The sequence below is a fragment of the Nocardioides limicola genome, from assembly GCF_016827675.1.
In the GTDB taxonomy this organism is placed as follows: Bacteria; Actinomycetota; Actinomycetes; order Propionibacteriales; family Nocardioidaceae; genus Nocardioides; species Nocardioides limicola.
Window position 1 is genome coordinate 1 of sequence record NZ_JAERJA010000016.1, and the last position, 22,393, is coordinate 22,393.

Sequence of the window (22,393 nt, forward strand, 5' to 3'; positions counted from 1 at the left end):
GCCTCGATACACCGCCTCGTTCCTCGGCGGCACTCGACCACCGAACAGGCGCGGCACTCGACCACCGAGCACGGTGGTGTGGTTCGGCGGTCGAGTAGCGAGCGTCAGCGAGCGTATCGAGACCCCGTGCGACCTCGGGGGTGGCCTCGATACACCGCCTCGCAAGCTCGGCGGCACTCGACCACCGAACAAGGGTGGCACTCGACCACCGAAACGACGCGACGCCCGATCCACCACGAGATACACCCCGCCCCTGACCCCGCACCCCCACCGGCTGCGGGGCCACCGGCACGCCCGGGTGGAGTTTGCGCGCGGAGTGAGTGTGGGGGTGGTTGCTATGGTCGGACGGCGATGCCCCCACGTCGCACTTGGACCTACCGACCCGAACTCGATGGACTCCGGATGGTGGCGATGGTCACCATCGTCTTCTTCCATGCTGGAGTCTCAGGCGCCGGAAACGCCTTCATCGCCCTCGACCTCTTCTTCGTCCTGTCGGGGTTCCTGGTGACCCACGTCGTCCTGACAGAGGTCGACGAGACAGGCACCCTGAACCTCCGTCGCTTCTACGCCCGGAGGGTCCGCAGGCTGCTGCCCGCCGCCGTACTCGCGGTCCTCGGGACCACGCTGCTGGTGCTGCTGACCTTCACCGAGCCAGAGCGTGCGGAGTTCATCCGGCATGCCCAGGCTGCCCTGGTCTACCTCGCGAACTGGCAGTTCGTTGCCGAGGCCCACGACTACTTCGGCACCGAGATGACCGCGTCGCCGTTCATGCACTACTGGTCACTGTCCTTGGAGGAGCAGTACTACATCATCTTCCCCCTGCTGGTGATGATGGTGCTGGCCGCCGCTCGTGGTCGCCAGAGGGTGCTCCTCGCCGTGCTCGGCTGCCTCTTCGTCGCCTCAGTCGCGTCCCAACTCGTCTCGGCCAATGTGGACCCGGTGCGCGCCTACTACGCCACCGACGCCCGGCTCTTCCAACTGCTGGCCGGAGCGCTCGTCGCGATCGGGGTGCGGGAGTTGACCCGGGTCCAACTCACCGCGCGGGCGGGGGCGTGGTTGACCGCGCTCGGCTTCGGGGGCTATCTGCTGCTGGGCAGCGAACTGTTCTCCATGTCCGCGTCGGCACGGAACCTGCTCGCCACCCCGTTGGCCTGTGCGATGGTTCTTGGCCTCTACACCACCCCGAGCACCTCGGTCGGCCGCCTCCTGTCCGCGCCGACCTCGGTGTACCTCGGGAAGATCTCCTACGGCACCTACCTGTGGCACTGGCCGCTGATTCTGGTGCTGCAGCGCTACACCACGACTTCGGCCTGGGTGATCGCGACGGCAGCGCTGCTGCTGGCCAGCGCCTTCGCCGCGCTCTCCTACCAGCTCGTCGAGACCCCGATCCGGCGGGCCCGGCGACTCGAAGGCGTCGATGGCAAGGTGGTGGTGGCCGGGCTCACCGTCAGCGTGGTCACCGCGGCAGTGGTGATCGCACCGATGCTCGCCAGCAATCGATCCCCAGCCGTTGTGTTGGTGGCGGATGCGACCGAGCACGTCGAGGGCCTGGCCCAGATCGGTGACGTAGCCGACGTGGTGGCCGAGGAGGTCCCGGTGATCGACTTCGGCGCAGTGGCAAAGAACAGGGGCCCTCTCGGCAGATGCGCCCCGTCGGCCCCCGAGGACTGCGTGTTGGTGGACGGTGACGGCCCGCACCTGGTGCTTGTGGGGGACAGTCACGCACGGATGTTGGCGCCGGCGTTCGCGGCATTGGCCAACGAGCGAGGCTTCAAACTGTCGATCTCCATTGCGGTCGCCTGCCCGTGGCCGCACGACCTGCTCCGGGTGGGGCGCGTACAGGAACGTCACGAAGGGCCGTGTCGGGAGGCACGAGATGACTTCTACACCGTCACCCTGCCGGCGATGCAGCCCGATCTGGTGCTCGTCGCGAATCTAGCTCGTTCGGACGCCGGGTGGGACGGGCACTTGGCGCGCGCCGACGGGATCACTGGGCCTGCCGATCGGATGTACTCCGAAGCCGTGCAGGACACGGTGGACTTGGTGCGGTCCGCTGGTGCCTCGATGGTGATGTTCCACAGCATCATGGGGACCCAGGGGTGGACCAATACCGGCTACGACACCCTGTCCTGCCTGGCCGGGGCGTCATCGCTGTCAGAATGTGTCGTTCTGCCGCCTTCGGAACCGCGGCCGCTGGCCGATAGCATCTATGAAGCCGCCGCGATCGGTGACGACCGCGTTGCCAGCATCGACGTCAACCCGTTGGTTTGCCCGACCACCGTGATCTGCTCCAGCGTTGTGGATGAACTTGCGGTGTGGCGAGACCCGATTCACGTCAACCCCGACATCTTCGTGCGCCATCGCGCGGAGCTATGGGAACTCATCGAGGAGTCAGGGGTTGTGGACGCAGGCTGATCCTCATCGCAGTTGATCGGCTCGGCGACGGTCGAGTCGACCGTCCCCGAGGTCGGCGCGGTGCCCGGCTGCCCACCCGGCGTGGCCACCGTCGCCGGAGAGGTGTCGAGGACGGGCGTGGCTGACCGTGGGATACGCCGTCTCCAGGGCTCGGCCGACTTCGGCGGAGCGGTCCGCGAGCACCAACGCGGTCGACAGGCCCGCCTGCCGGAAGTCGGCTTCGGCCGCTGCGCTGGCCCGTTCCTCGGCAGCCCTCAGCCGCTGACTCACGGCGCCCGTGAAGCCGGCCAGCCACGACCGCCGGTATGCGGCCGCATGCTGGCGGCGGGGGACCGGGGTACGAGCCAGATCCCGCACCGCCTGCAGCAACAGGCTGGTGAACAGCAACTCGACCCGGTCCAGATCGCTGCGATGGCCGAACACGTGCAGGGTCACCTCCTTGGCGCCACCACGCCGGTCGGTCAAGCGGACCGCCCGGCACCCCAACCGGTACGCCACCACGCCCAACAGGTCGGCTTTGTCGACGGCGTACGGCGGGTCCAGCCGCACCTGCCGATCGACCACGGCACTGCCGTCGGTCGCGGCCTCGCGCAGCGCGTCCGCGAGGCCGTGCTGAGCGATCAGTTGGGTGGCCTTGGCTGTATAGATCTCTGCTTCCGCAGGGGTGGCAGCCGGGTCTTCGGCCTTGGCGAGCAGCTTGCGGACCTTCGCGAGGACCGGGTCGGCGTCGTTCATCACCGGACATCCTTTCGTGAGCACTGAGAAGGTCACGCTGGCAGGGGTCACCGACAGTCCGTGCTGCCTGCCGCCCAGGCGGGTGGGAGGATGCCCCCTGTGCGTATCCGGATCGACCTCGCCTACGACGGCACCGACTTCCACGGTTGGGCTGACCAGCCGGGGCTACGCACGGTCCAGGGGGTGCTGGAGGCAGCCCTGGCCACCGCACTGCGACGGCCGCAACTACGGGTGACATGCGCCGGGCGTACCGACACCGGTGTGCATGCCCGAGGGCAGGTGGTGCACGCCGATGTCGATGCCGATGCCTTCGCGGCGAGCTCCGGCCGCCCCGACACGCCACCGGGCGAGGCGCTGCGTCGTCGCTTGAACGGGATCCTGCCCGCCGACGTACGCGTGCACCGGGTCGCAGAATCCCCCGCCGGCTTCGACGCGAGGTTCTCGGCGCTGTGGCGCGAGTACGTCTACCGGATCGCCGACCGGCCCGCCACGCAGGACCCGCTGCTGCGGGGCCACGTGCTGAGTTGGGGGCGGGAGCTCGACGAGCAGGCCATGCACCGGGCCGCACAGCGACTCGTCGGCGAACACGACTTCGCCTCGTTCTGCCGCCGCCGCGAGGGCGCCACCACGATCAGGACGCTGCTCGGCTATGACTGGACCCGCCGGGCCGACGGACTGCTGGAGGCCACCGTTCGAGCGGACGCGTTCTGCCACTCGATGGTCCGGGCCCTGGTCGGATGCCTGGTCGCGGTAGGGGAGGGGCGCCGGGACGATGCGTGGGTCCAGCAGGTGCTGACCGACGCCCGCCGGAATCCGGCGGTGACCGTCATCCACGCCCACGGGCTGACCCTGGAGCGGGTCTGCTATCCCCCCGATGCCGAGCTCGCTTCGCGGGCCGAGACCGCCAGGAGCGTGCGTCGCCTTGACCGATGAGCACTACTTCACCGCCGACCCGACGGTCGCCTTCCAACGCACCCCGATCACCGTGTCGGTCTGGGGTCAGACGTTCGACCTCGCCACCGGGTCCGGGGTGTTCGCGCAGGGGCGCCTCGACATCGGAACGTCGGTGCTGTTCCGGGAGACCGAACCACCCGCCGCCGGGCACGTGCTGGACCTGGGCTGTGGGTACGGCGTGATCGGCCTGGCCGCGCTGCTCGCCTCGAACGAGGTGACCGTCACCGCCGTCGACGTCAACGAACGAGCGCTGGCCCTGGCCCGAGAGAACGCCGCGGCGCTGGGAGTGGCGGACCGCTATCTGGCCTGCACTCCGGACACCGCACCGGAGGCGACGTACGACGAGATCTGGTCGAACCCGCCGATCCGGATCGGCAAGCAGGCGCTGCACGAACTGCTGCTCACCTGGCTGCCGCGGCTGGCTCCGGGCGGCCGGGCGACCCTGGTCGTCGGCAAGAACCTGGGCGCCGACTCGTTGCAACGTTGGCTCACCGATCAGGGTTGGCCCACCACCCGGCTGGCCAGCGCGAAGGGCTTCCGGGTGCTGCAGGCCCAGGCCGGGTGACTCACTGCTGCATCACCACCACCGAGAAGTTCGCGCCCTGCAGTTGAGTGGTTCCGTTCAGCATGCATTGCACCGTGAACTGCGTCTCTGAGAACCTGAACACGTTGCATCGGGCGTTGGCCCCGGAGCCGGTCGCCACGATGATCGCCCCGGGCGTCAACGAGCCACCCGGCATCGTGAACTGGTAGAAGCCCTCCTCGTTCGCGACCACTGTGAGCGGTCCGCCGACCCGGTTGAACTGGCCACGGATCACCGGGTTGGTGCCGTTGCCCTGGACATTGGCGCCAGCCACGGCGACGCCCGGCACCTCTGCTGCCAGCTTGGTGCCGGTGATCGCACCGCTCGCGATCTTGCCGGTCTTGACCGCGTTCTTCTTGAGCTTCTTGGTGGTGACGGCCTGGTTCTTGATCTTCGCGGTGGTGACCGCGCCCTTGGTGAGGTCGCTGGTGGTGACCTTGAGGTGGTTGGCGGCCACCGGCGCGATGTTGAGCCCGATCAGCGCTGCGGCGAGCAACCCGACCAGTGCGGCGTACCGGCGTCGACTCCGGCGCATCCGCCGCTCGAGTCGATCGAGTCTGGCTTCAGTGTCGATGTCCATGGAGAGTCCGTTCCGTGCCGGTACGCCGCGCCAGTCAGTTCAGCCCGAGCAGCCGGGCCGCGAAGTCGGGATCGCCGGTGCCGTCCCCCGGGACCGACGATCGAGACAGCACCGGGGAGCCGGCGCGTTCGAAGCTGATCCCGTCCATAGGCAGGCCGAACCCTGGCCAATTCGAGTAGACCGCCCCTGCCGGCAGGGTACTGGGACCCAACACGAGTGGCGAGGTGCCGACCACGATGACCGTCACGTCGCCCATCGGGTAGATCTGCGTCGTTGCCGGGCGATATCCAGTGGGCAGGATGAACGCGATTCCGTCGGCTGTCTCACCCTCATCATCGGGGTCACACACCCCGTCGCCCCCCGGCCCGTCCTCGGCAAACGCGACGCCGCTCAGGTGGACGACGCCGAACCGGTCCACACGGAAGCTGGGGTGACCCACGGTCGGGATGACGCTGACGCCGCTCTGCCAGATGCAGTCGCCTTGGCCGCCGTTGCGATAGGCGGGGTTGCCCGGTGTGCCGACTCGCCGGTACTTCTCCTCGCGGGTGAGTTTCGCCGTGGTGACGGCCCCGTTGGCGATCCGGGAGGTCTTCACCGCGTTCTTCTTGAGCTTCTTGGTGGTGACGGCCTGGTTCTTGATCTTCGGGGTGGTGACCGCGCCCTTGGTGAGGTCGCTGGTCTTGACGTTGAGGTGGTTGGCGGCCACCGGGCCGACGGAGAAGCCGAGCAGCATCGCCGCCATGGCGGCGACCAGTGCGGTGCTGCGTCGGCGGGTCCGTTGCATCCGCCGCTCGAGTTGCTGGAACTTCGCTGCAGTCTCGGAGTCCATGGGAATCCCTTTCGTCCGGTTCGGGTGAGATGGTGGGTGCGGGGTGCTCGGTCAGTTCAGGCCGAGGATCCTCCCCGTGAACTCCGGGCCGCCGGTGCTGCCGACTGAAGCGGGCTGACGGGACAGTACGGGGGAGCCGGCTCGCTCGAAGGTGATCCCGTCCAGCGGTAGACCGAACTGCGGGTTGCTGGAGTAGACAGTCCCCGCCGGGAGTGTGCCCAGACCGGGGACCGTGAATGAGGAGGTGCCGACCACGATGACGGTTGCGTCGCCCACCGGGTAGATCTGCGGCGTTGCCGGTCGGTAGCCGGTCGGCAGGGTGAACGCGATGCCGTCGGCCGCCTCTCCCGGGTCGCCGGGGTCACAGACGCCGTCGCCGCCTCCACCATCGGTGGCACCGGCGACCCCGCTCAGATGCACATAGCCGAATCGGTCCACCCGGAAGCTGGGGTGACCCACCCCGGCAATGATGTTGGCACCGGTCTGCCAGATGCAGTCGCCTTGGCCACCGTTGCCGAAGGCGGGGTTGCCCGATGTGCCGACGCGCCGGTACTTCTCCTCGCGGGTGAGTTTCGCCGTGGTGACGGCCCCGTTGGCGATCCGGGAGGTCTTCACCGCGTTCTTCTTGAGCTTCTTGGTGGTGACGGCCTGGTTCTTGATCTTCGGGGTGGTGACCGCGCCCTTGGTCAGATCACTGGTCTTGACCTTGAGGTGGTTGGCGGCCACCGGCGCGACATTGAGACCGATCAGGGCCGCTACGAGGACGGCGACCAGCGTGGTGCTGCGCCGGCGGGTCCGGCGTACCCGGTCCTCAAGTTGGTCGATCCGGGCTTCGAGTTCCTGGGACATGGGGAGCCTTTCCGAGGGAGTGGTCCCAGTCAGCCTTGCGCTAAGGCATCGGAGAGCGCATCAGGAAGATTCCCTATCTCGCCGGTATGGATCTCGCGGGTGGCCGCGACGCTCGAGGGCGCCGCGGCCACCTGCGGGTTCAGTCGAAGAACGCCACGGTGAAGGCGTGCGGTGTCCACACGCCGTTGATCTCGGTGGCGATCTCAAGGCCCCCGGCGGGGACGCAGTCCCCGGCGCCATAGCCGATACCCGGGAGGCCGACCTTCGTCATCACATTGCCTTCGTCGGTCGGGTGGTAGAGCGGGGTCGCCACCGCCGTCCTGAACGTGAACGGCAGGTTGGTGAAACAGAACGCCGACGTCTCCTGCAGGCTCACCGCTGAGCTGGGCACGCCCCGCGACCGGCTGGCCACCAGGGTGCCGTCGGCCAGCACGGTGGCCACCGCCACTGCTCCACGGGCGTTGGGGGCCAACTTGTTGCGGGTGATCGTGCCGTTGGCGATCTTGGCGTTCTTCACCGCGCCGTTCTTGATCTTGGCGGTGGTGACGGCGTTCTTTTTGATCTTCGGGGTGGTGACCGCGCCCTTGGCCAGGTCGCTGCTGGTCACGTTGAGGTGGCTGGCGGCCACCGGCCCGACCGTGAATCCGATCAGGGCGGCGGCGAGCAACCCGATGAGTACCTTGCTGACGCGTCTGCCGCGCCGTACCTGCTGTTCGAGTTGAGCAACGCGCTCGGTGAGTTCGTCGTGCATGGGAGAGCTCCTCAGTGTGTTGGTGTCGATGGCGGTTCGGTGGATCAGTCGAAGAAGGCAACCGTGAAGGCGTGGGCCGCCCAAGTGCCGTTGACGGTGGTCGCGACCTCCAAGTCGGCTGCAGGGCTGCAGTCGTCAGCGCCGAACCCGAGGCCCGGATAGCCGACCAGCGTGGCCGGGGTCGTCACGTGAACCGGGTGATAGAGCGGGGTCGCGACCGCGGTCTTGAACTTGAACGGAAGGTCGGTGAAGCAGAACGCCGAGATGGCTTGTTTGGTCACCGCCGAGGCGGGTACGCCCCGGGAGCGGCTGGCCACCAGGGTGCCGTCGGCCAGCACGGTGGCCACCGCCACCGCGCCGCGGGCATTGGGTGCCAGCTTGGCGCGGTCGATGGTGCCGTTGGCGATCTTGGCGTTCTTCACCGCGCCGTTCTTGATCTTGGCAGTGGTGACGGCGTTCTTCTTGATCTTCGGGGTCGTGACCGCGCCCTTGGCCAGGTCGCTGCTGGTCACGTTGAGGTGGCTGGCGGCCACCGGCCCGACCGTGAGGCCGATCAGCATCGCCGCCATCGCGGCGATCAACAGCGTGCTGCGGCGACGCTCCCGGCGCAGCCGCCGGTCCAGGTCAGCGAATCGGTCATCGATGGTGTCGTGCATGATGCTCCCTCTCTAGTTCAGTTGCCTTCAGCAAAGGTCCAGCTAAGGAGCCCCCCAGGACATCGGGAGGATTCCCTATCTTCTGGCGTCGCTGTTCCTGACCTGGCTGGTCCGGCACTGGGGGGACTAGGGCAGGCTGGGGGCATGAGGATCGTCATCATCGGGGCCGACGCGGCCGGTATGTCGGCGGCACATCAGGCGCTGCGGACCGCTCGCGCCGTCGGTCGGGAGGTCTCCGTCCTCGCCTTCGAAGCCGGCGACCACACCTCGTACTCGGCCTGCGGGATCCCCTACTGGCTCGCCGGTGATGTCGACTCGGGCGCTGAACTGGTCGCCCGCACTGCGAGGGAGCACCGAGCGGCGGGCATCGACCTGCGGATGCGCACCCGGGTGGTGGCGATCGATCCGACACGGCGGCAGGTCCGCAGCCGCGACCGCGCCGGGATCGAGGAGACCCACGAGTACGACGAACTGGTGATCGCCACCGGAGCCGCGCCGATCATCCCGGACTGGGCGCACGACGACACCGGGGCTCTGCACGAGGGCTTCGGCGTGCTGCACGACCTCGACGACGGCGCTCGGTGGGCGGCGCGGCTCGGGGCGGAGCCACCGCCGGTCGTGGTGGCCGGTGGCGGGTACGTCGGCATCGAGGCCGCCGAGGCCTTCGTCCGCCGCGGCTGCCGGGTGACGTTGGTGACCCGAGGCCGGGTGATGTCCAGCCTGGACCCGGAGATGGGGGCACGGGTGGCTGTAGGGATGGCGGCTGCCGGGGTGAAGGTCATCGAAGGCGCCGAGGTCGCCGGTGTCGCGCGCGACGGCAAGGGAGCCGTCTGCGGCGTCTCGACCAGCGATGGCGGCTCCCACCACGGGTTGGTGACGCTCGCTCTCGGGGTCCGGCCGCGCACCCAGCTCGCGGTGGATGCGGGGATCCCGGTCGGCCAGCGGGGCGGCCTTCTGGCCGACCCCACCGGGCGGGTCGCGCCCGGAGTGTGGGCGGCCGGTGACTGCACCGAGGTGCTGCACCGGCTCACCGGCTCACCGGCCTTCCTCCCGCTGGGCACCCATGCGAACAAGCAGGGGCGGGTGGTCGGCACCAACATCGTCGATGACGGGCAGGTCCGCTTCGGCGGCGCGCTGGGCACGGCGATCACCCGCTTCGTGACCGCCGACGTGCACCTGGAGATCGCCCGGACCGGGCTCACCCTGGCGCAGGCCACGGAGTTGGGACTGGATGCCGTGGCGCTGGACACCGAGGGCACGACTGCGAGCAGGTACATGCCCGAGGCCGCTGACGTCGCCGTCAGGGTGGTGGCCGATCGCCAGGACCGACGGCTGCTCGGCGTCCAGATCGTCGGCGGACCGGGGGCCGGGAAGCGGATCGACACCGCCGCGATCGCCCTGTGGGGCGGGATGAGCGTTGACGAGGTGGCGGGCGCCGACCTCTCCTACGCCCCGCCCTTCGCAACCGTCTGGGACATCCTGCAGATCGCCGTACGCCGGCTCGCCGAACGACTCTGACACCGCCCCCGATCAGTGCCGACGAGCACGCCGAGCGCGACCGGCGGGTCGCCCACCGCAGGAAATTCGGTTGCCCCGGGCTGGGAGACTGAGCCGTATGGGAGCACGCAGCACCGAGGAACTGACCAGCCATCTGCCGGTGCTTCGGCAGGCACCTGCCGAGAGGGGGACCGTGGCCCTGGTGGTGCGGCGCCCCGAGATCGACCGGCGGGAGATCCTGAGCAGTGGGCTGCTCGACCCGGAGAAGGGGCTGGTGGGGGACAACTGGCTGGAGCGGGCCACCTCACGTGCCGTCGCCGCGGGGCGGCACCTGGAGGCCCAGCTCAACGTGATGAGCGCGCGGATGATCGAGTTCCTGGCCGACACCGACGAGCAGCGGGCGTTGGCCGGTGATCAGCTCTACCTGGACCTGGACATCTCGGTCGCCAACCTGCCGACCGGGGCGCGGCTGGCCATCGGCGAGACCGCGGTGATCGAGGTGACGGCGAAGCCACACAACGGCTGCGCGAAGTTCACCGAGCGGTTCGGGCGCGACGCGATGATGTTCGTCAACTCGCCGGTCGGCAAGGAACTGCGCCTGCGCGGCTTCAACGCGCGCGTCATCGCCGCCGGCGACGTGCACCTCGGCGACCCGGTCAGGAAGCTGCGTCCCTGACCGGGGCCGCCGTACGCCGGGAGGTCAGGCCCAGCGCTCCGATGAGGGGGTGAAGTCGAGCCGCCGCTCGCCGGTGTAGATCTGCTTGGGGCGGGCGATCTTCTGCTCCGGGTCCTGCACCAACTCCAGCCACTGGGCGAGCCAGCCGGGGGTGCGGCCGATCGCGAACATCACCGTGAACATCTCCGGCGGGAACTGGAAGGCCTCGTAGATGAGGCCCGAATAGAAGTCGACGTTCGGGTAGAGCTTGCGCTTGACGAAGTACTCGTCCTCGAGCGCGATCTTCTCCAGCTCCTGGGCGATCTCGAGCAGCGGGTTGACCCCGGTGACCTCGAACACGTCGTCGCAGGCCTTCTTGATGATCGTCGCCCGCGGGTCGTAGTTCTTGTAGACGCGGTGACCGAAGCCCATCAGCTTCTCGTTGCCGTTCTTCACGCCCTCGATGAAGGAGGGGATGTTCTCCTTCTTGCCGATCCGGCGCAGCATGCGCAGCACGGCCTCGTTGGCGCCACCATGCAACGGGCCGAACAGGGCGCCGACCCCGGCGGCGACGGCCGAGTACGGGTCGACCTGGCTGGACCCCACCGAACGGACGGCGTTGGTGGAGCAGTTCTGCTCGTGGTCGGCGTGCAGGATGAACAGCACGTCGAGGGCGCGCACCAGACGCTCGTCGGCGCCGAACTTCTGCTCGCTCATCTTGAAGAGCATGGAGAGGAAGTTCTCGGTGTAGCTCAGCTCGTTGTCGGGGTAGATGTACGGCTTGCCCTGGGCATGCCGGAAGGCCCAGGCACCCAGCGTCGGCATCTTCGCGATCAGCCGGACCATCTGCATGTGGCGGTTCTCGGCGTCGGCGATGTTGCGGGCGTCGGGGTAGAAGGTCGACAGTGCGCCGACCGAGGCCATCAGCATGCCCATCGGGTGCGCGTCGTACCGGAAGCCCTGCATGAACGACTTCACGTTCTCGTGCACGAACGTGTGGTAGGTGATCTCGTGCACCCAGTTGTCGAACTCGGTCTTCGACGGCAGTGACCCGTGGATCAGCAGGTAGGCCACCTCGAGGAACGTGGACTTCTCGGCGAGCTGCTCGATCGGATAGCCCCGGTACTCGAGGATCCCCTTCTCGCCGTCGATGAACGTGATCGCACTGCGACAGGAGGCGGTGTTCACGAAGCCGGGGTCGTACAGGGCCAACCCGGGCTCGTCCTCATCGACGCGGATCTGTCCCAGATCAGCGGCACGGATGGTGCCGTCGGTGATCGGGAGCTCGTAGTCGCGGCCGGTCCGGTTGTCACGGACGGACAGCGTGGCTGGGTCGCTCACGTGTGCTCCTAGGTGTGTCGGGTGACACAAACCTAGTAGCCGCCCCCCCGGCCCTGTGAAGCACCCCTTCGCAGAGTGGGACAGCGTTTTGACCGATCCGCCGTCCGGCCCGTACTCTGGACCGTCGCGACTCCTGCCGCGTTCCGGCCTGCCTGCACGGCTGACCGGGGCGCAGATCCGGACAACCAAGCCGGGCAGTGTTCGTCAGAAGTTGCCGCAGTTCCACCCGGCAGGGTCCGCCTGCCCGGGCTTCACGAACAAGTAGAGGAAAGAAGCCGTGCGTACGTACGCCCCCAAGCCCGGTGACATCCAGCGTGACTGGCACGTCATCGACGCGACCGACGTGGTCCTGGGCCGTCTGGCCGTTCAGACCGCGAACCTCCTGCGAGGCAAGCACAAGCCGATCTTCGCACCCAACGCGGACACCGGTGACTTCGTGATCATCGTGAACGCGGAGAAGGTTGCGCTGTCCGGCTCCAAGAAGACCACCAAGATGGCCTACCGGCACTCCGGCTACCCCGGTGGCCTCACCGCCACCCCTGTGGGCGAGCTGCTCGACTCCGACGCCCGCAAGGTCGTCGAGAAGGCGGTCTGGGGAATGCTCCCCAAGAACCGGCTCGGTCGTCAGATCCTGAAGAAGCTCAAGGTCTACTCCGGACCTGACCACCCGCACGCGGCCCAGCAGGCCACGCCGTTCGAGATCACCCAGATCTCCCAGTAGTCCACACAAGCGAGGAAAAAATCGTGACCACCCCTGAGTCCTCCACGAACGAGGAGACCTACGAGGTCGACGAGCACGGCGTCGCCTTCACCAGCGAGAGCGACGAGAGCGCCGCCGAGGCCGTCGTCACCTCTGCGATCGCCCCCGCTGCCGCCACCGGCCGCCGCAAGCAGGCCGTGGCCCGCGTCCGGATCGTCCCGGGCACCGGCGAGTGGAAGGTCAACGGCCGGACGCTCGAGAACTACTTCCCGAACAAGCTGCACCAGCAGGTCGTGAACGAGCCCTTCGTGGCGACCCGCCTCGAGGGCCGCTTCGACGTGATCGCCCGCATCGACGGCGGCGGCATCACCGGTCAGGCCGGTGCCCTGCGCCTCGGCGTGGCCCGTGCGCTGAACGACGTCGACCTCGACGCGAACCGTGCGGTGCTCAAGAAGGCCGGTCTGCTCACCCGCGACGCCCGAGTGATCGAGCGCAAGAAGGCTGGTCTCAAGAAGGCCCGCAAGGCTCCGCAGTTCTCGAAGCGGTAGTCACGACGCCGCCTTCGTGATGAAGAGCGTCTTCGGCACCGACGGGGTCCGGGGTCTGGCCAACGGTGATCTCACCGCTGAGTTGGCCCTGGACCTCTCGGTTGCTGCCGCCCACGTGCTTGCCGATCTCGGTGAGTTCGAGGGCCATCGGCCGCTGGCCGTCGTGGGCCGGGACACCCGCGTCTCGGGGGAGTTCCTGGAGGCGGCCGTCGTCGCCGGGCTGGCGTCGGCGGGTGTCGACGTCCTGCTGGTGGGCGTGCTGCCGACCCCTGGAGTCGCTCACCTCACCGCCACGTTGGCCGCGGATCTGGGCGTGATGATCTCGGCGTCGCACAACCCGATGCCCGATAACGGCATCAAGTTCCTGGCTCGAGGCGGCGTCAAACTCGACGACGTCATCGAGCAGCAGATCGAGGCCCGGCTCCGGGAGCCCTGGCAGCGCCCGGTCGGCGGCGGCGTCGGCCGCGTCACCCGGTACGACGAGGGGCTGGCCAGCTACGTCGCGCATCTGGTCCGGACCACCACCAAGCCCCTCACCGGGCTTCGGGTCGTCCTCGACTGCGCCGAGGGAGCCGCATCGCTGGCAGGCCCGCTGGCGTTGCGCGACGCCGGTGCCGACGTCACCGCCATCCACGCCCAACCCGACGGGCTGAACATCAATGACGGGTGCGGATCGACGCATCTGGAGTCGCTGCGCGCGGCGGTGCTCAAGGACGAGGCCGATGTCGGCTTCGCCCTCGACGGGGATGCCGACCGATGCCTGGCCGTGGACCACACCGGCGCCGTCGTGGACGGCGACCAGATCCTGTGCATCCTGGCCGCCTCCATGAAGGAGTCCGGCCGGTTGGTCAAGGACACCGTGGTGGCGACGGTGATGAGCAACCTCGGCTTCACTCGAGCCATGGACGCGGCCGGCATCGAGGTCCGACAGACGGCGGTGGGGGACCGGTACGTCCTCGAGGCGATGAAGGCCGACGGGCTCTCATTGGGCGGGGAGCAGTCCGGCCACGTGATCATGAGTGAGTACGCCACCACCGGCGACGGCATCCTCACCGCACTGCACGTGCTGGAGCGGATGGCCACCACGGGCACCAGCCTGGCCGGGTTGGCCGGGGCGATGACCCGGTTCCCACAGGTTCTCGTCAACGTCCCGGACGTGGACAAGGACCGCACCGGCGACGAGGTGCTGCTGGCCGCGGTGGCCGAGGCGGAGGCCGAGCTGGGTGCGACCGGCAGGGTGCTGCTGCGCCCGTCTGGGACCGAGCCGCTGGTCCGAGTGATGGTCGAGGCCGCGACCGCGGCGCAGGCCGACGCCGTGGCGGGACGCCTGGCCGACGTGGTCCGGGAGCGACTGGCCATCTGAGGCCGTTCACCACCCCTGGATTTGTTCACCCTGCGTTCACCTTGAATGCGACTGACATTCACCCACCAGTCGCCTGTCCGCATCGGGACCGGGTTCTCTGGTGTCTATGTGGAGTACGCCGCCGGTCGCGGTCGCCGAACCTGGCCCCGTTGCCCCGCCCGTCGTTGCCCGGCTGCGCAGTCCCCTCGAGCGGCTCGGGCTCAGCGGGCGTCCCTTGGAGATCGGCAACTGGCTCGCCGTCGCGGCCAGCGTCTACGTGCTGATCACCGCGGTGAGCGTCATCGGCGCCGGCTTCAAGGCGGCCACCGGGGACCAGGCAGAGTCCCTGTTCGCCTTCGCCGCGAACCCGTTCGTCGCGCTGATGATCGGCGTGCTCGCCACAGCGGCCACCCAGTCCTCCTCGACGACCACGTCGGTGACCGTCGGCCTGGTGGCCGGAGGTCTGCCGATCGCCATCGCGATCCCGGTGCTGTTGGGCGCCAACATCGGCACTACCTTGACCAACACCCTGGTCAGCCTCGGCATGGTCCGCGACTCCGAGTCGTTCCGACGCGCCTTCTCGGCCGCGACCGTGCATGACTTCTTCAACCTGATCGCGGTGGCGATCTTCCTGCCCCTGGAGTTGGCCTTCGGGCTGCTGGAGCGCACCTCGGGTTGGCTGGCCGGTCACAGCGCCGGCAGCGACGGCGGCATGGTGGCTGCGGTGTTCGGCGGCATCGGCAGCACGGTCAAGGCGATCACGACCCCGCTGGCGGACCTGATCAAGACCGTCGCCGGGGTGCTTCCGGGGCCGTGGAGCGGGATCGCGATGATCGTGATCGGTGTCGCGCTGATCCTGCTGGTCATCAACTTCATCGGCAAGCTGCTCAAGGTGCTGATGGTCGGCACCGCCGCCAAGGTGCTGCACACCGCGGTGGGCCGTGGCCCGGTCACCGGTGTCGCCTCGGGTGCCGTGGTGACGGTGATGGTGCAGTCGTCGTCGACCACGACCAGCCTCGCCATCCCGCTGGCCGGATCGGGCGCGTTCTCGCTGCGCCAGATCTATCCGTTCACCGTGGGCGCCAACATCGGCACCACCGTGACCGCACTGATCGCGGCTTTCGGCTTCGCCGGCGCGCAGGCCGAGATCGCCCTCCAGGCCGCCTACGTGCACCTGCTCTTCAACATCTTCGCGATGCTGGTGATCTTCGCGATGCCGGGCATCCGCAACCTGCCGCTGATCGGCGCCACCTGGATGGGTCGGGTGGCCACCGAGAACAAGCTTTGGGCGGCCGGCTGGGTGCTCGGGGTGTTCGTGGTCCTGCCGATGGTGCTCATCGGCGTCACGGTCGCGGTCTGAGACGTGGCCGAGACCCACGACGAGTTCGCGCGCATCGAAGAACTCGAAGCACAGCTCGCGGCCCTCAAGACCCAGGTCGCCGCGCTCGAGGCCGAGTTGGCCAAGCACCGGCACCGACTCCAGCATCAGCAGGTGGACCGGCTCGGGGAGTACTTCGCCTGGTCGCATCCGCGGGTGCGAGGCGTGCGGGAGCTGACCCGAGCACTCCTCGGACGGCGCCGCTCCAGCAAGGCCTGACCGGCGCCGGTGTCAGGCGCGCACCCGGCTGCGGAGCCGAGGGTGCTGCCTGAGCAGCCATGAGGCGGCCGCGACCCCGGCCAACCCGAAGTAGGCGCCCGGGCGGGCGCCCAGCGCCAGTGCCAGGGCCAGGCCGGTGAGCAGGCAGAGGCCACCCGCGATGATCACCGGAGTGCTGGTGGCGGCCACGACGTCCGGGCTGCGGCGCGTCTCGAAGGCGATCACCCCGGCCATCACCGGAGTCACCACCAGCAGGCAGAGCAGGATCCACAACAGTCGGCCGGTCCAGAACTCGGGCTCGCCGGGGACGCCCGCGTCGATCGGCAGGCCCAGCCGCTCACCGAGCATCGCGGCGGGGAGTTCGGCGAGCTTGTGCCACAGATAGAGACCCATCCCCAGCGCGCCGACGATCCCGACGACCTTGCCGATCCGGCGACGTCCCAGAGCCCGACGGGCCGGTGCCTCGGCGAGCAGCACCAGCCCGCACTGGACCCACATCACCCCGACCAGGGCCAGGGTCGGTGGGATCAGGTTCGTGTGCCCCTCGGCGTCGTACCCGACCATCGATACCGGATAGCCCGACCCGACGGCCAGGGCCAACCAGCCGGCTCCCAGGCCGAGCATCACCGCACCGGCCCGCCAGCCCCCGAACCGGCCGTTGCGCCAGGCGATGCCGAGTTGTTGCGGGATCAGCCACACCACCAGCGCGTTCACCCAGCCCACCCCGCCGCGGTTCGAGGTGACCAGCTCGCCGAGATCGCGCAGGTCGCCCGGTGAGGTCGCCCCGGAACGCACCAGGTCGGCCACCACCGCGACCAGCACCAGTCCCAGCACCGCTTTGAGACCGAACCGCTGATCCATGGCCACCCCCCACGGCAGCAGCGCCTGCACCGCCAGCAGCATCACCAGGAACCACAGGTGCACGGTGAGCGAGTGATCCAAGGGCCCCATCAGCCGCCCGCTGGTCCACAACGTCGGCAGCGCCAGCGCGACCAGCACGGCCAGATAGGTGACGGTGGGCCGGGCCAGCCCCAGCGCGCGCTCACCCCACCAGTGCAGGTGCGGCACGCCCTCCGCGCGGCGCCGGAGCACCCCCGGCGCGCTGACGGCCGCAGAGACGAAGACGAAGACGGGCACCACCTGCAGCACCCAGGTCATCACCCCGGCCGCCTGCCACACGTCGAGCAGGTGGTCGGTGGCCACCGTGCGGCCGTTCTCCAGCCGGGGCAGAGTGGCGAGCCAGTGTCCGAAGACGACGACCAGCAACGCCCCGGCACGCAATGCGTCGGGGTAGTTGTCCCGGTCGACGCCGGACTCGGGCTGGCTCATCGTGCCCACTGCAGGTGCTCCATGGCCCCGCAGCCTATGCGGGCGCGCCGCTCGACGCGTGACGTCGGGTACTCAGAGTTTGCGCAGCCGCACGTAGCGGACCGAGTGGTCGGAGTCCTTGCGCAGCACCAGGGTGGCCCGCGATCTGGTCGGCAGCACGTTGGCGACCAGGTTCGGGCCGTTGATGCCGTCCCAGATCCGCTCCGCCTCGACGACCGCCTCGGCCTCGCTGAGGCCGGCGTACTTGGCGAAGTACGACGCGGGGTCGCGGAACGAGGTCTCGCGCAGCCGCAGGAACCGCTCGACGTACCAGCGCCGGATGTCGGAGGTGGCGGCGTCGACGTAGATGCTGAAGTCGAAGAAGTCGCTGACCGCCAGCCCGGTGCGGCCGTCGTCGCGGCTGCGGGCCGGCTGCAGCACGTTCAGTCCCTCGATGATGACGATGTCGGGCTTGTGGATGACCAGGCGTTCGTTGGGCAGCACGTCGTAGGACAGGTGTGAGTAGAGCGGTGCATCCACCAGGTCCCGCCCCGACTTGATGTCGATCACGAAGCGCAGCAGCGCCTTGCGGTCGTAGGACTCCGGGAAGCCCTTGCGGTCCAGCAGCCCGCGGCGCTCCAACTCGGCGTTGGGGAACAGGAAGCCGTCTGTGGTCACCAGCGCCACCTCGGGATGCTCGGGCCAGTGCGCCAGCATCTGCTGTAGCACCCGGGCAGTGGTGGACTTGCCCACCGCCACCGAGCCGGCCAGCCCGATCACGAACGGGGTCCGCGGCGGCTGCGGACGACGCAGGAACTCCTCCTGCCGCCGGTGCAGCTGCCCGGCCGACTCGACGTACTGGCTGAGCAGCCGGGAGAGGGGCAGGTAGACCTGCTGCACCTCGGCCAGGTCCAGTGACTCCCCGAGGCCCCGCAGCCGGGCCACCTCGTCGAACGTCAACGGCGACGACGTCGACGCGGCCAGTGACGCCCACGCGTCCCGGTCGAGTTCCACATAGGGGGAGGGGTCGCGTTGCTCGCCCATGCCGGAGGCCATGTCCGGCATTGTTGCAGCACCCGCACCGACGGTGACCCCGCGGACCCTGGTCGCGGCTCGCGAACTGCGACCGGCCACCTGTGCGCGGATAGAATCCCTGGGCATGTGCGGAATCGTGGGCTATGTGGGCCAGCAGCAGGCGCAGGGCGTGGTCATCGAGGGCCTGCGGCGGCTGGAGTACCGGGGCTATGACTCCGCCGGGATCGCCCTGGTGCACGCGTCCGAGGGCAGGGGTGCGCTGGCCGCCGACAAGCGGGCCGGCAAGCTGGCCAACCTGGAGAAGGCCCTCGACGAGCGGCCGCTGCCCGAGTCCAGCACCGGCATCGGGCACACCCGCTGGGCGACGCACGGCGCCCCCAACGACCGCAACGCCCACCCGCACCTGGGCGCCGCCGGGCGGCTCGCGCTGGTGCACAACGGGATCATCGAGAACTTCGCCGAACTGCGTGCCGAGCTCGAGCAGGCCGGCCACGAGCTCCGCTCCGAGACCGACACCGAGGTGGCTGCCCACCTGCTTGAGCGGGAACTGCGCGATGGTGCCGACCTCACCACCGCGATGCAGCGGATCTGTCGGCGGCTGGCCGGAGCCTTCACCCTGGTCGCCGTGGACGCCGAGGACCCGGACCGGGTGGTGGCCGCCCGCCGGAGCTCGCCGCTGGTCGTCGGGCTGGGGGAGGGCGAGAACTTCCTCGGCTCCGACGTGGCCGCGTTCATCGAGCACACCCGGGAGGCGTTGGAGCTCGGCCAGGACCAGGTGGTCACCCTCTCCCGCGACGACGTCAGCGTCACCACCTTCGACGGCGCCCCGGCCGAGGGAACGCCGTACCACGTGGACTGGGACCTGTCGGCGGCGGAGAAGGACGGCCACGACTGGTTCATGCGCAAGGAGATCTTCGAGCAGCCGCGTGCGGTGGCCGACTCACTGATCGGCCGTCGTACGCCGACCGGGGAACTGCACCTGGACGAGGTGCGCCTCTCCGACGGGGACCTGCGCGACATCGACAAGGTCATCATCATCGCCTGCGGCACGTCGTTCTACGCCGGCATGGTCGCCAAGTACGCGATCGAGCACTGGTGCCGGATCCCGTGTGAGGTGGAGCTGGCCTCGGAGTTCCGCTACCGGGACCCGATCCTGACCCGGGAGACGCTGGTGGTGGCGATCTCCCAGTCCGGCGAGACCGCCGACACCCTGCAGGCGATCCGGCACGCACGCACCCAGCGGTCGAAGGTGCTGGCCATCTGCAACACCAACGGCTCCACCATCCCGCGCGAGTCCGACGCGGTGATCTACACCCACGCCGGCCCGGAGATCGGGGTGGCCTCCACCAAGGGCTTCCTGACCCAGTTGGTCGCCTGCTACCTGCTCGCGCTCTATCTCGCCCAGGTCAAGGGCACCCGGTACGGCGACGAGATCACCCAGGTGATGAACCAGCTCGAACAGATGCCCGCTCACATCCAGACCGTCCTCGAGGGTGCGGCCGACGTCTATGCCCTCGCCCAGGATTATGTCGACGCCCGATCGGTGCTGTTCCTGGGCCGGCACGCCGGCTTCCCGGTGGCCCTGGAGGGCGCCCTCAAACTCAAGGAACTGGCCTACATCCACGCCGAGGGCTTCGCGGCGGGCGAACTCAAGCACGGGCCGATCGCGCTGATCGAGGAGGGGCTGCCGGTCTGGTGCGTGGTGCCGCCCAGGGGGCGCGACCAGTTGCACGACAAGATGGTCAGCGGCATCCAGGAGGTCCGGGCACGAGGGGCGCGCACCATCTGCCTGGCCGAGGCCGGCGATGAGTCGATCACGCCGTACGCCGATGCGCTGATCCGGTTGCCGAAGGTGCCGGTGCTGCTGCAGCCGCTGGTCGCGGCGGTGCCGCTGCAGCTCTTCGCCTGCGAACTGGCCACCCTGATGGGCCACGACGTGGATCAGCCGCGGAACCTGGCCAAGTCCGTCACGGTGGAGTGAGTCGGTGATCGTCGGGGTCGGCATCGACATCGTCGACGTCGCCCGGTTCACCCAGTCGTTGAGCCGTACGCCGTCGCTGGCCGGCAAGCTCTTCACCGACCGGGAACTGTCGATGCCGCGCTCGCTCGAGTCGTTGGCGGCCAGGTTCGCCGCCAAGGAAGCGCTGGCCAAGGCCCTGGGGGCGCCTGGGGACCTGGCCTGGCACGACGCCGAGGTGGTGTCCGAAGCGTCGGGCAGGCCGACGCTTCAGGTGCGGGGGACAGTGCGCGCCCGACTCCAGATGCTCGGCGGAGAGGATCTGCACCTGTCGCTCTCCCACGACGGGGGGATGGCCACCGCGATGGTGATCGCGGAAGGCTCCGCGTGAGGTGGATCACGTGGGTTGTTTTTACTTGCAAAGCGTAACGCCGTTCGCGATGCGACGTTAGTATCTACACGCGTCAAATGTGTGTGCCCGCTTAAGGGGAGTGGGCGTTTGACGTGTGCGGCCGGGGAACCCCGGCTGTGATACCAACGGGAAGACGGGGAACAACCTCATGCGCAACAACCATCGACGGGGCACTTCTGTGCGCCGCCCAGTGGCCGGTCTGGCCGCAGCCGGGATCGGGATGTTCATGATCGGGGGAGGGCTTGCGCTGACGCCGGCCTCCGCTGCTCAGGAGATCTGCGACCACGCGCCCTTCAACTACAACAAGTTCGACAGTGGCAACGGCAACCAGGACCTGGCTGGCTACGGCAACCTGACCTGGGACAGTCACACGGTCACCTTCACGCCGGACCCGGCAGACGCGGCCATCCTGCTCTGCGTCAAGGGCGCCACCACCCTCAACGCCGGAATGCTTCTCGACGCCGACAACCCGACCTATGTCTGGCCGTTGCAGCAGGGGATCAGCCACGTCGGCTGGCTGGCGGCTCCCGAGCCCGAGCCCGAGCCGGAGCCCGAGCCCGAGCCCGAGCCCGAGCCGGAGCCGGACCCCGAGATCGAGGAAGAGGTCTGCCCGGAGGGCGACCTGCGCAGCGACGAGGCCGTCGACTGCGACGAAGAGGTTCAGGGCGAGGTCGACAGCAGCACCAACGTCACCAAGAAGGGCGGGTCGGTGGCCGGTCACACGGAGACGGCCACCGCCGCTCCGGTGCGGATCCGCGCCGGTCTGACTGCTGCCCCCGCCGCTCCGGCAGCGATGGCCGCGATCGCGCCGGCGATGACCGCGGGCGGTGCCCTGCTCACCCTGCTGGGTGGCTTCATCGGTCTGAGGCGTCCGCGTGGAGCCCGCCGCCGCTGAATCGGCCCGCCGACGGCAACTGATCGGTTCCGGGTTCCTCGCGCTGCTACTGAGCGCGACCCTGGGCTTCCTGGCGGTGGACAGGTTCCATGACCTGTCCACCGCCGGAGTCGACCCAGCGGCGGTCGAGTTGGTCGTCGGAGCGCCGGCCGACCCTGCCCAGGAGGTTCTTCCGGGCCGACGGCTGCACCCGGAAGAGATCGTCGTACCCCACGCTCAACCGGCCCTGCCGCCGGTCGCGGTGACCATCGACGCCTTGGGCATCGCTGCCCAGGTGCTCCCGATCGCCACCGACCACACCGACACACTGGTGCCGCCCGCAGACCCGTCCCAGGTCGGCTGGTGGCGCGACGGCGCCCTGCCCGGCGCCGGCATCGGCCGGGTGCTGCTCACCGGTCACACGGTCAGCTCGGGGGGCGGGGTCTTCGACGACCTGGGTGCCCTGCCGGTCGGGGCCACCGTCGAGGTCGCCACCGAGGAGGGGACCCTCACCTACGTGGTCGACACGGTCGACTACCTGACCATCCCGCAGTTGGCCGCCCGGGCCGAGGAGCTCTTCGACTCCGCCGGCCCCGAACGCCTGCTGCTGGTCACCTGCGAAGGATGGGACGGCAGCGCCTACGAGGGCAACACCGTCGTGGTCGCCTCCCCGATCGTGATCAGCGACCGTCTCCCGCTCGGTCCCGAGGAGTTCCCCGGCGACCTCCAGCCGTCCGAGACGGACCCGCGCCCGTACGCACCAGCCGTCTGACCT

General features: G+C 69.1%; 23 protein-coding genes. 14 read left to right on the top strand and 9 right to left on the bottom strand.

Annotation, left to right across the window (positions count from 1 at the left end; genetic code table 11):
• Positions 1-351 precede the first annotated feature (351 nt).
• Entirely contained in the window at positions 352-2,415 is a 2,064-nt protein-coding gene (locus JKG67_RS17770) for an acyltransferase family protein (protein WP_203338695.1), read from the top strand.
• A gap of 3 nt (positions 2,416-2,418) precedes the next feature.
• Here JKG67_RS17770 and JKG67_RS17775 read toward each other — a convergent pair whose 3' ends face one another.
• Positions 2,419-3,150, bottom strand: a complete 732-nt coding sequence (locus JKG67_RS17775) for a DUF2786 domain-containing protein (protein WP_203338696.1) — start codon at positions 3,148-3,150, stop codon at positions 2,419-2,421.
• Between the two features lie 90 nt (positions 3,151-3,240).
• Between JKG67_RS17775 and truA the strand changes: the two genes are divergently transcribed.
• The gene (gene truA, locus JKG67_RS17780; protein ID WP_203338697.1) at positions 3,241-4,083 is read left to right on the top strand and encodes a tRNA pseudouridine(38-40) synthase TruA; all 843 of its coding nucleotides are present in this window, start codon (positions 3,241-3,243) and stop codon (positions 4,081-4,083) included.
• On the top strand, positions 4,073-4,669 hold the full coding sequence (locus JKG67_RS17785) for a class I SAM-dependent methyltransferase (protein ID WP_238998667.1): 597 nt from the start codon (positions 4,073-4,075) through the stop codon (positions 4,667-4,669). Before truA ends, JKG67_RS17785 begins: the two co-directional genes overlap by 11 nt.
• 1 nt (position 4,670) lies before the next feature.
• On the opposite strand, the gene JKG67_RS17790 is transcribed toward JKG67_RS17785, so the two are convergent.
• From JKG67_RS17790 to JKG67_RS17810, 5 genes are all read right to left on the bottom strand, one after another.
• Positions 4,671-5,267 (bottom strand): hypothetical protein, encoded by a 597-nt coding sequence (locus JKG67_RS17790; protein WP_203338699.1) that lies wholly within the window; start codon positions 5,265-5,267, stop codon positions 4,671-4,673.
• A gap of 34 nt (positions 5,268-5,301) precedes the next feature.
• Complete coding sequence (locus JKG67_RS17795; protein ID WP_203338700.1) at positions 5,302-6,096, bottom strand: hypothetical protein; 795 nt, start codon at positions 6,094-6,096, stop codon at positions 5,302-5,304.
• A gap of 51 nt (positions 6,097-6,147) precedes the next feature.
• Positions 6,148-6,945: a hypothetical protein gene (locus tag JKG67_RS17800; RefSeq protein ID WP_203338701.1), complete on the bottom strand. Its 798-nt coding sequence runs from the start codon at positions 6,943-6,945 to the stop codon at positions 6,148-6,150.
• Positions 6,946-7,084: 139 nt separating this feature from the next.
• The gene (locus JKG67_RS17805) at positions 7,085-7,696 is read right to left on the bottom strand and encodes a hypothetical protein (RefSeq protein WP_203338702.1); all 612 of its coding nucleotides are present in this window, start codon (positions 7,694-7,696) and stop codon (positions 7,085-7,087) included.
• Between the two features lie 44 nt (positions 7,697-7,740).
• On the bottom strand, positions 7,741-8,352 hold the full coding sequence (locus tag JKG67_RS17810) for a hypothetical protein (protein ID WP_203338703.1): 612 nt from the start codon (positions 8,350-8,352) through the stop codon (positions 7,741-7,743).
• A gap of 144 nt (positions 8,353-8,496) precedes the next feature.
• Here JKG67_RS17810 and JKG67_RS17815 point away from each other — a divergent pair, with 144 nt between their 5' ends.
• A complete protein-coding gene (locus tag JKG67_RS17815; protein ID WP_203338704.1) occupies positions 8,497-9,870 on the top strand; it encodes an FAD-dependent oxidoreductase in 1,374 nt (457 codons plus the stop codon).
• A gap of 97 nt (positions 9,871-9,967) precedes the next feature.
• On the top strand, positions 9,968-10,525 hold the full coding sequence (locus JKG67_RS17820) for an MOSC domain-containing protein (protein ID WP_203338705.1): 558 nt from the start codon (positions 9,968-9,970) through the stop codon (positions 10,523-10,525).
• A gap of 24 nt (positions 10,526-10,549) precedes the next feature.
• Here the strand turns inward: JKG67_RS17820 and JKG67_RS17825 are convergent, their stop codons facing one another.
• On the bottom strand, positions 10,550-11,845 hold the full coding sequence (locus JKG67_RS17825; RefSeq protein WP_203338706.1) for a citrate synthase: 1,296 nt from the start codon (positions 11,843-11,845) through the stop codon (positions 10,550-10,552).
• A 277-nt stretch (positions 11,846-12,122) separates the two neighbouring features.
• Between JKG67_RS17825 and rplM the strand changes: the two genes are divergently transcribed.
• The 5 genes from rplM to JKG67_RS17850 all read left to right on the top strand — a co-directional run bounded on the left by rplM (position 12,123) and on the right by JKG67_RS17850 (position 16,032).
• Complete coding sequence (gene rplM, locus JKG67_RS17830) at positions 12,123-12,566, top strand: 50S ribosomal protein L13 (protein ID WP_203338707.1); 444 nt, start codon at positions 12,123-12,125, stop codon at positions 12,564-12,566.
• 23 nt (positions 12,567-12,589) lie between these two features.
• A complete protein-coding gene (gene rpsI, locus JKG67_RS17835) occupies positions 12,590-13,093 on the top strand; it encodes a 30S ribosomal protein S9 (protein WP_203338708.1) in 504 nt (167 codons plus the stop codon).
• Between the two features lie 19 nt (positions 13,094-13,112).
• Positions 13,113-14,456: a phosphoglucosamine mutase gene (gene glmM, locus JKG67_RS17840; RefSeq protein WP_203338739.1), complete on the top strand. Its 1,344-nt coding sequence runs from the start codon at positions 13,113-13,115 to the stop codon at positions 14,454-14,456.
• 106 nt (positions 14,457-14,562) lie between these two features.
• The gene (locus tag JKG67_RS17845; protein WP_203338709.1) at positions 14,563-15,795 is read left to right on the top strand and encodes a Na/Pi symporter; all 1,233 of its coding nucleotides are present in this window, start codon (positions 14,563-14,565) and stop codon (positions 15,793-15,795) included.
• A gap of 3 nt (positions 15,796-15,798) precedes the next feature.
• On the top strand, positions 15,799-16,032 hold the full coding sequence (locus JKG67_RS17850) for a hypothetical protein (RefSeq protein WP_203338710.1): 234 nt from the start codon (positions 15,799-15,801) through the stop codon (positions 16,030-16,032).
• A gap of 12 nt (positions 16,033-16,044) precedes the next feature.
• Here the strand turns inward: JKG67_RS17850 and JKG67_RS17855 are convergent, their stop codons facing one another.
• Together JKG67_RS17855 and coaA are read right to left on the bottom strand one after the other, a co-directional pair.
• Positions 16,045-17,361 carry an acyltransferase family protein gene (locus JKG67_RS17855; protein ID WP_203338711.1) on the bottom strand — a complete coding sequence of 439 codons (1,317 nt, stop codon included), beginning with the start codon at positions 17,359-17,361 and terminating at the stop codon, positions 16,045-16,047.
• A gap of 72 nt (positions 17,362-17,433) precedes the next feature.
• Positions 17,434-18,405 (bottom strand): type I pantothenate kinase, encoded by a 972-nt coding sequence (gene coaA / locus JKG67_RS17860; protein ID WP_203338740.1) that lies wholly within the window; start codon positions 18,403-18,405, stop codon positions 17,434-17,436.
• A 94-nt stretch (positions 18,406-18,499) separates the two neighbouring features.
• Here coaA and glmS point away from each other — a divergent pair, with 94 nt between their 5' ends.
• The 4 genes from glmS to JKG67_RS19155 all read left to right on the top strand — a co-directional run bounded on the left by glmS (position 18,500) and on the right by JKG67_RS19155 (position 22,390).
• The gene (glmS, locus tag JKG67_RS17865; protein ID WP_203338712.1) at positions 18,500-20,356 is read left to right on the top strand and encodes a glutamine--fructose-6-phosphate transaminase (isomerizing); all 1,857 of its coding nucleotides are present in this window, start codon (positions 18,500-18,502) and stop codon (positions 20,354-20,356) included.
• 4 nt (positions 20,357-20,360) lie between these two features.
• Positions 20,361-20,723 (top strand): holo-ACP synthase, encoded by a 363-nt coding sequence (locus JKG67_RS17870; protein WP_203338713.1) that lies wholly within the window; start codon positions 20,361-20,363, stop codon positions 20,721-20,723.
• Between the two features lie 199 nt (positions 20,724-20,922).
• Positions 20,923-21,639: a hypothetical protein gene (locus JKG67_RS17875; protein ID WP_203338714.1), complete on the top strand. Its 717-nt coding sequence runs from the start codon at positions 20,923-20,925 to the stop codon at positions 21,637-21,639.
• Complete coding sequence (locus tag JKG67_RS19155) at positions 21,620-22,390, top strand: class F sortase (protein ID WP_307816621.1); 771 nt, start codon at positions 21,620-21,622, stop codon at positions 22,388-22,390. Before JKG67_RS17875 ends, JKG67_RS19155 begins: the two co-directional genes overlap by 20 nt.
• The last annotated feature ends 3 nt before the right edge of the window (positions 22,391-22,393 follow it).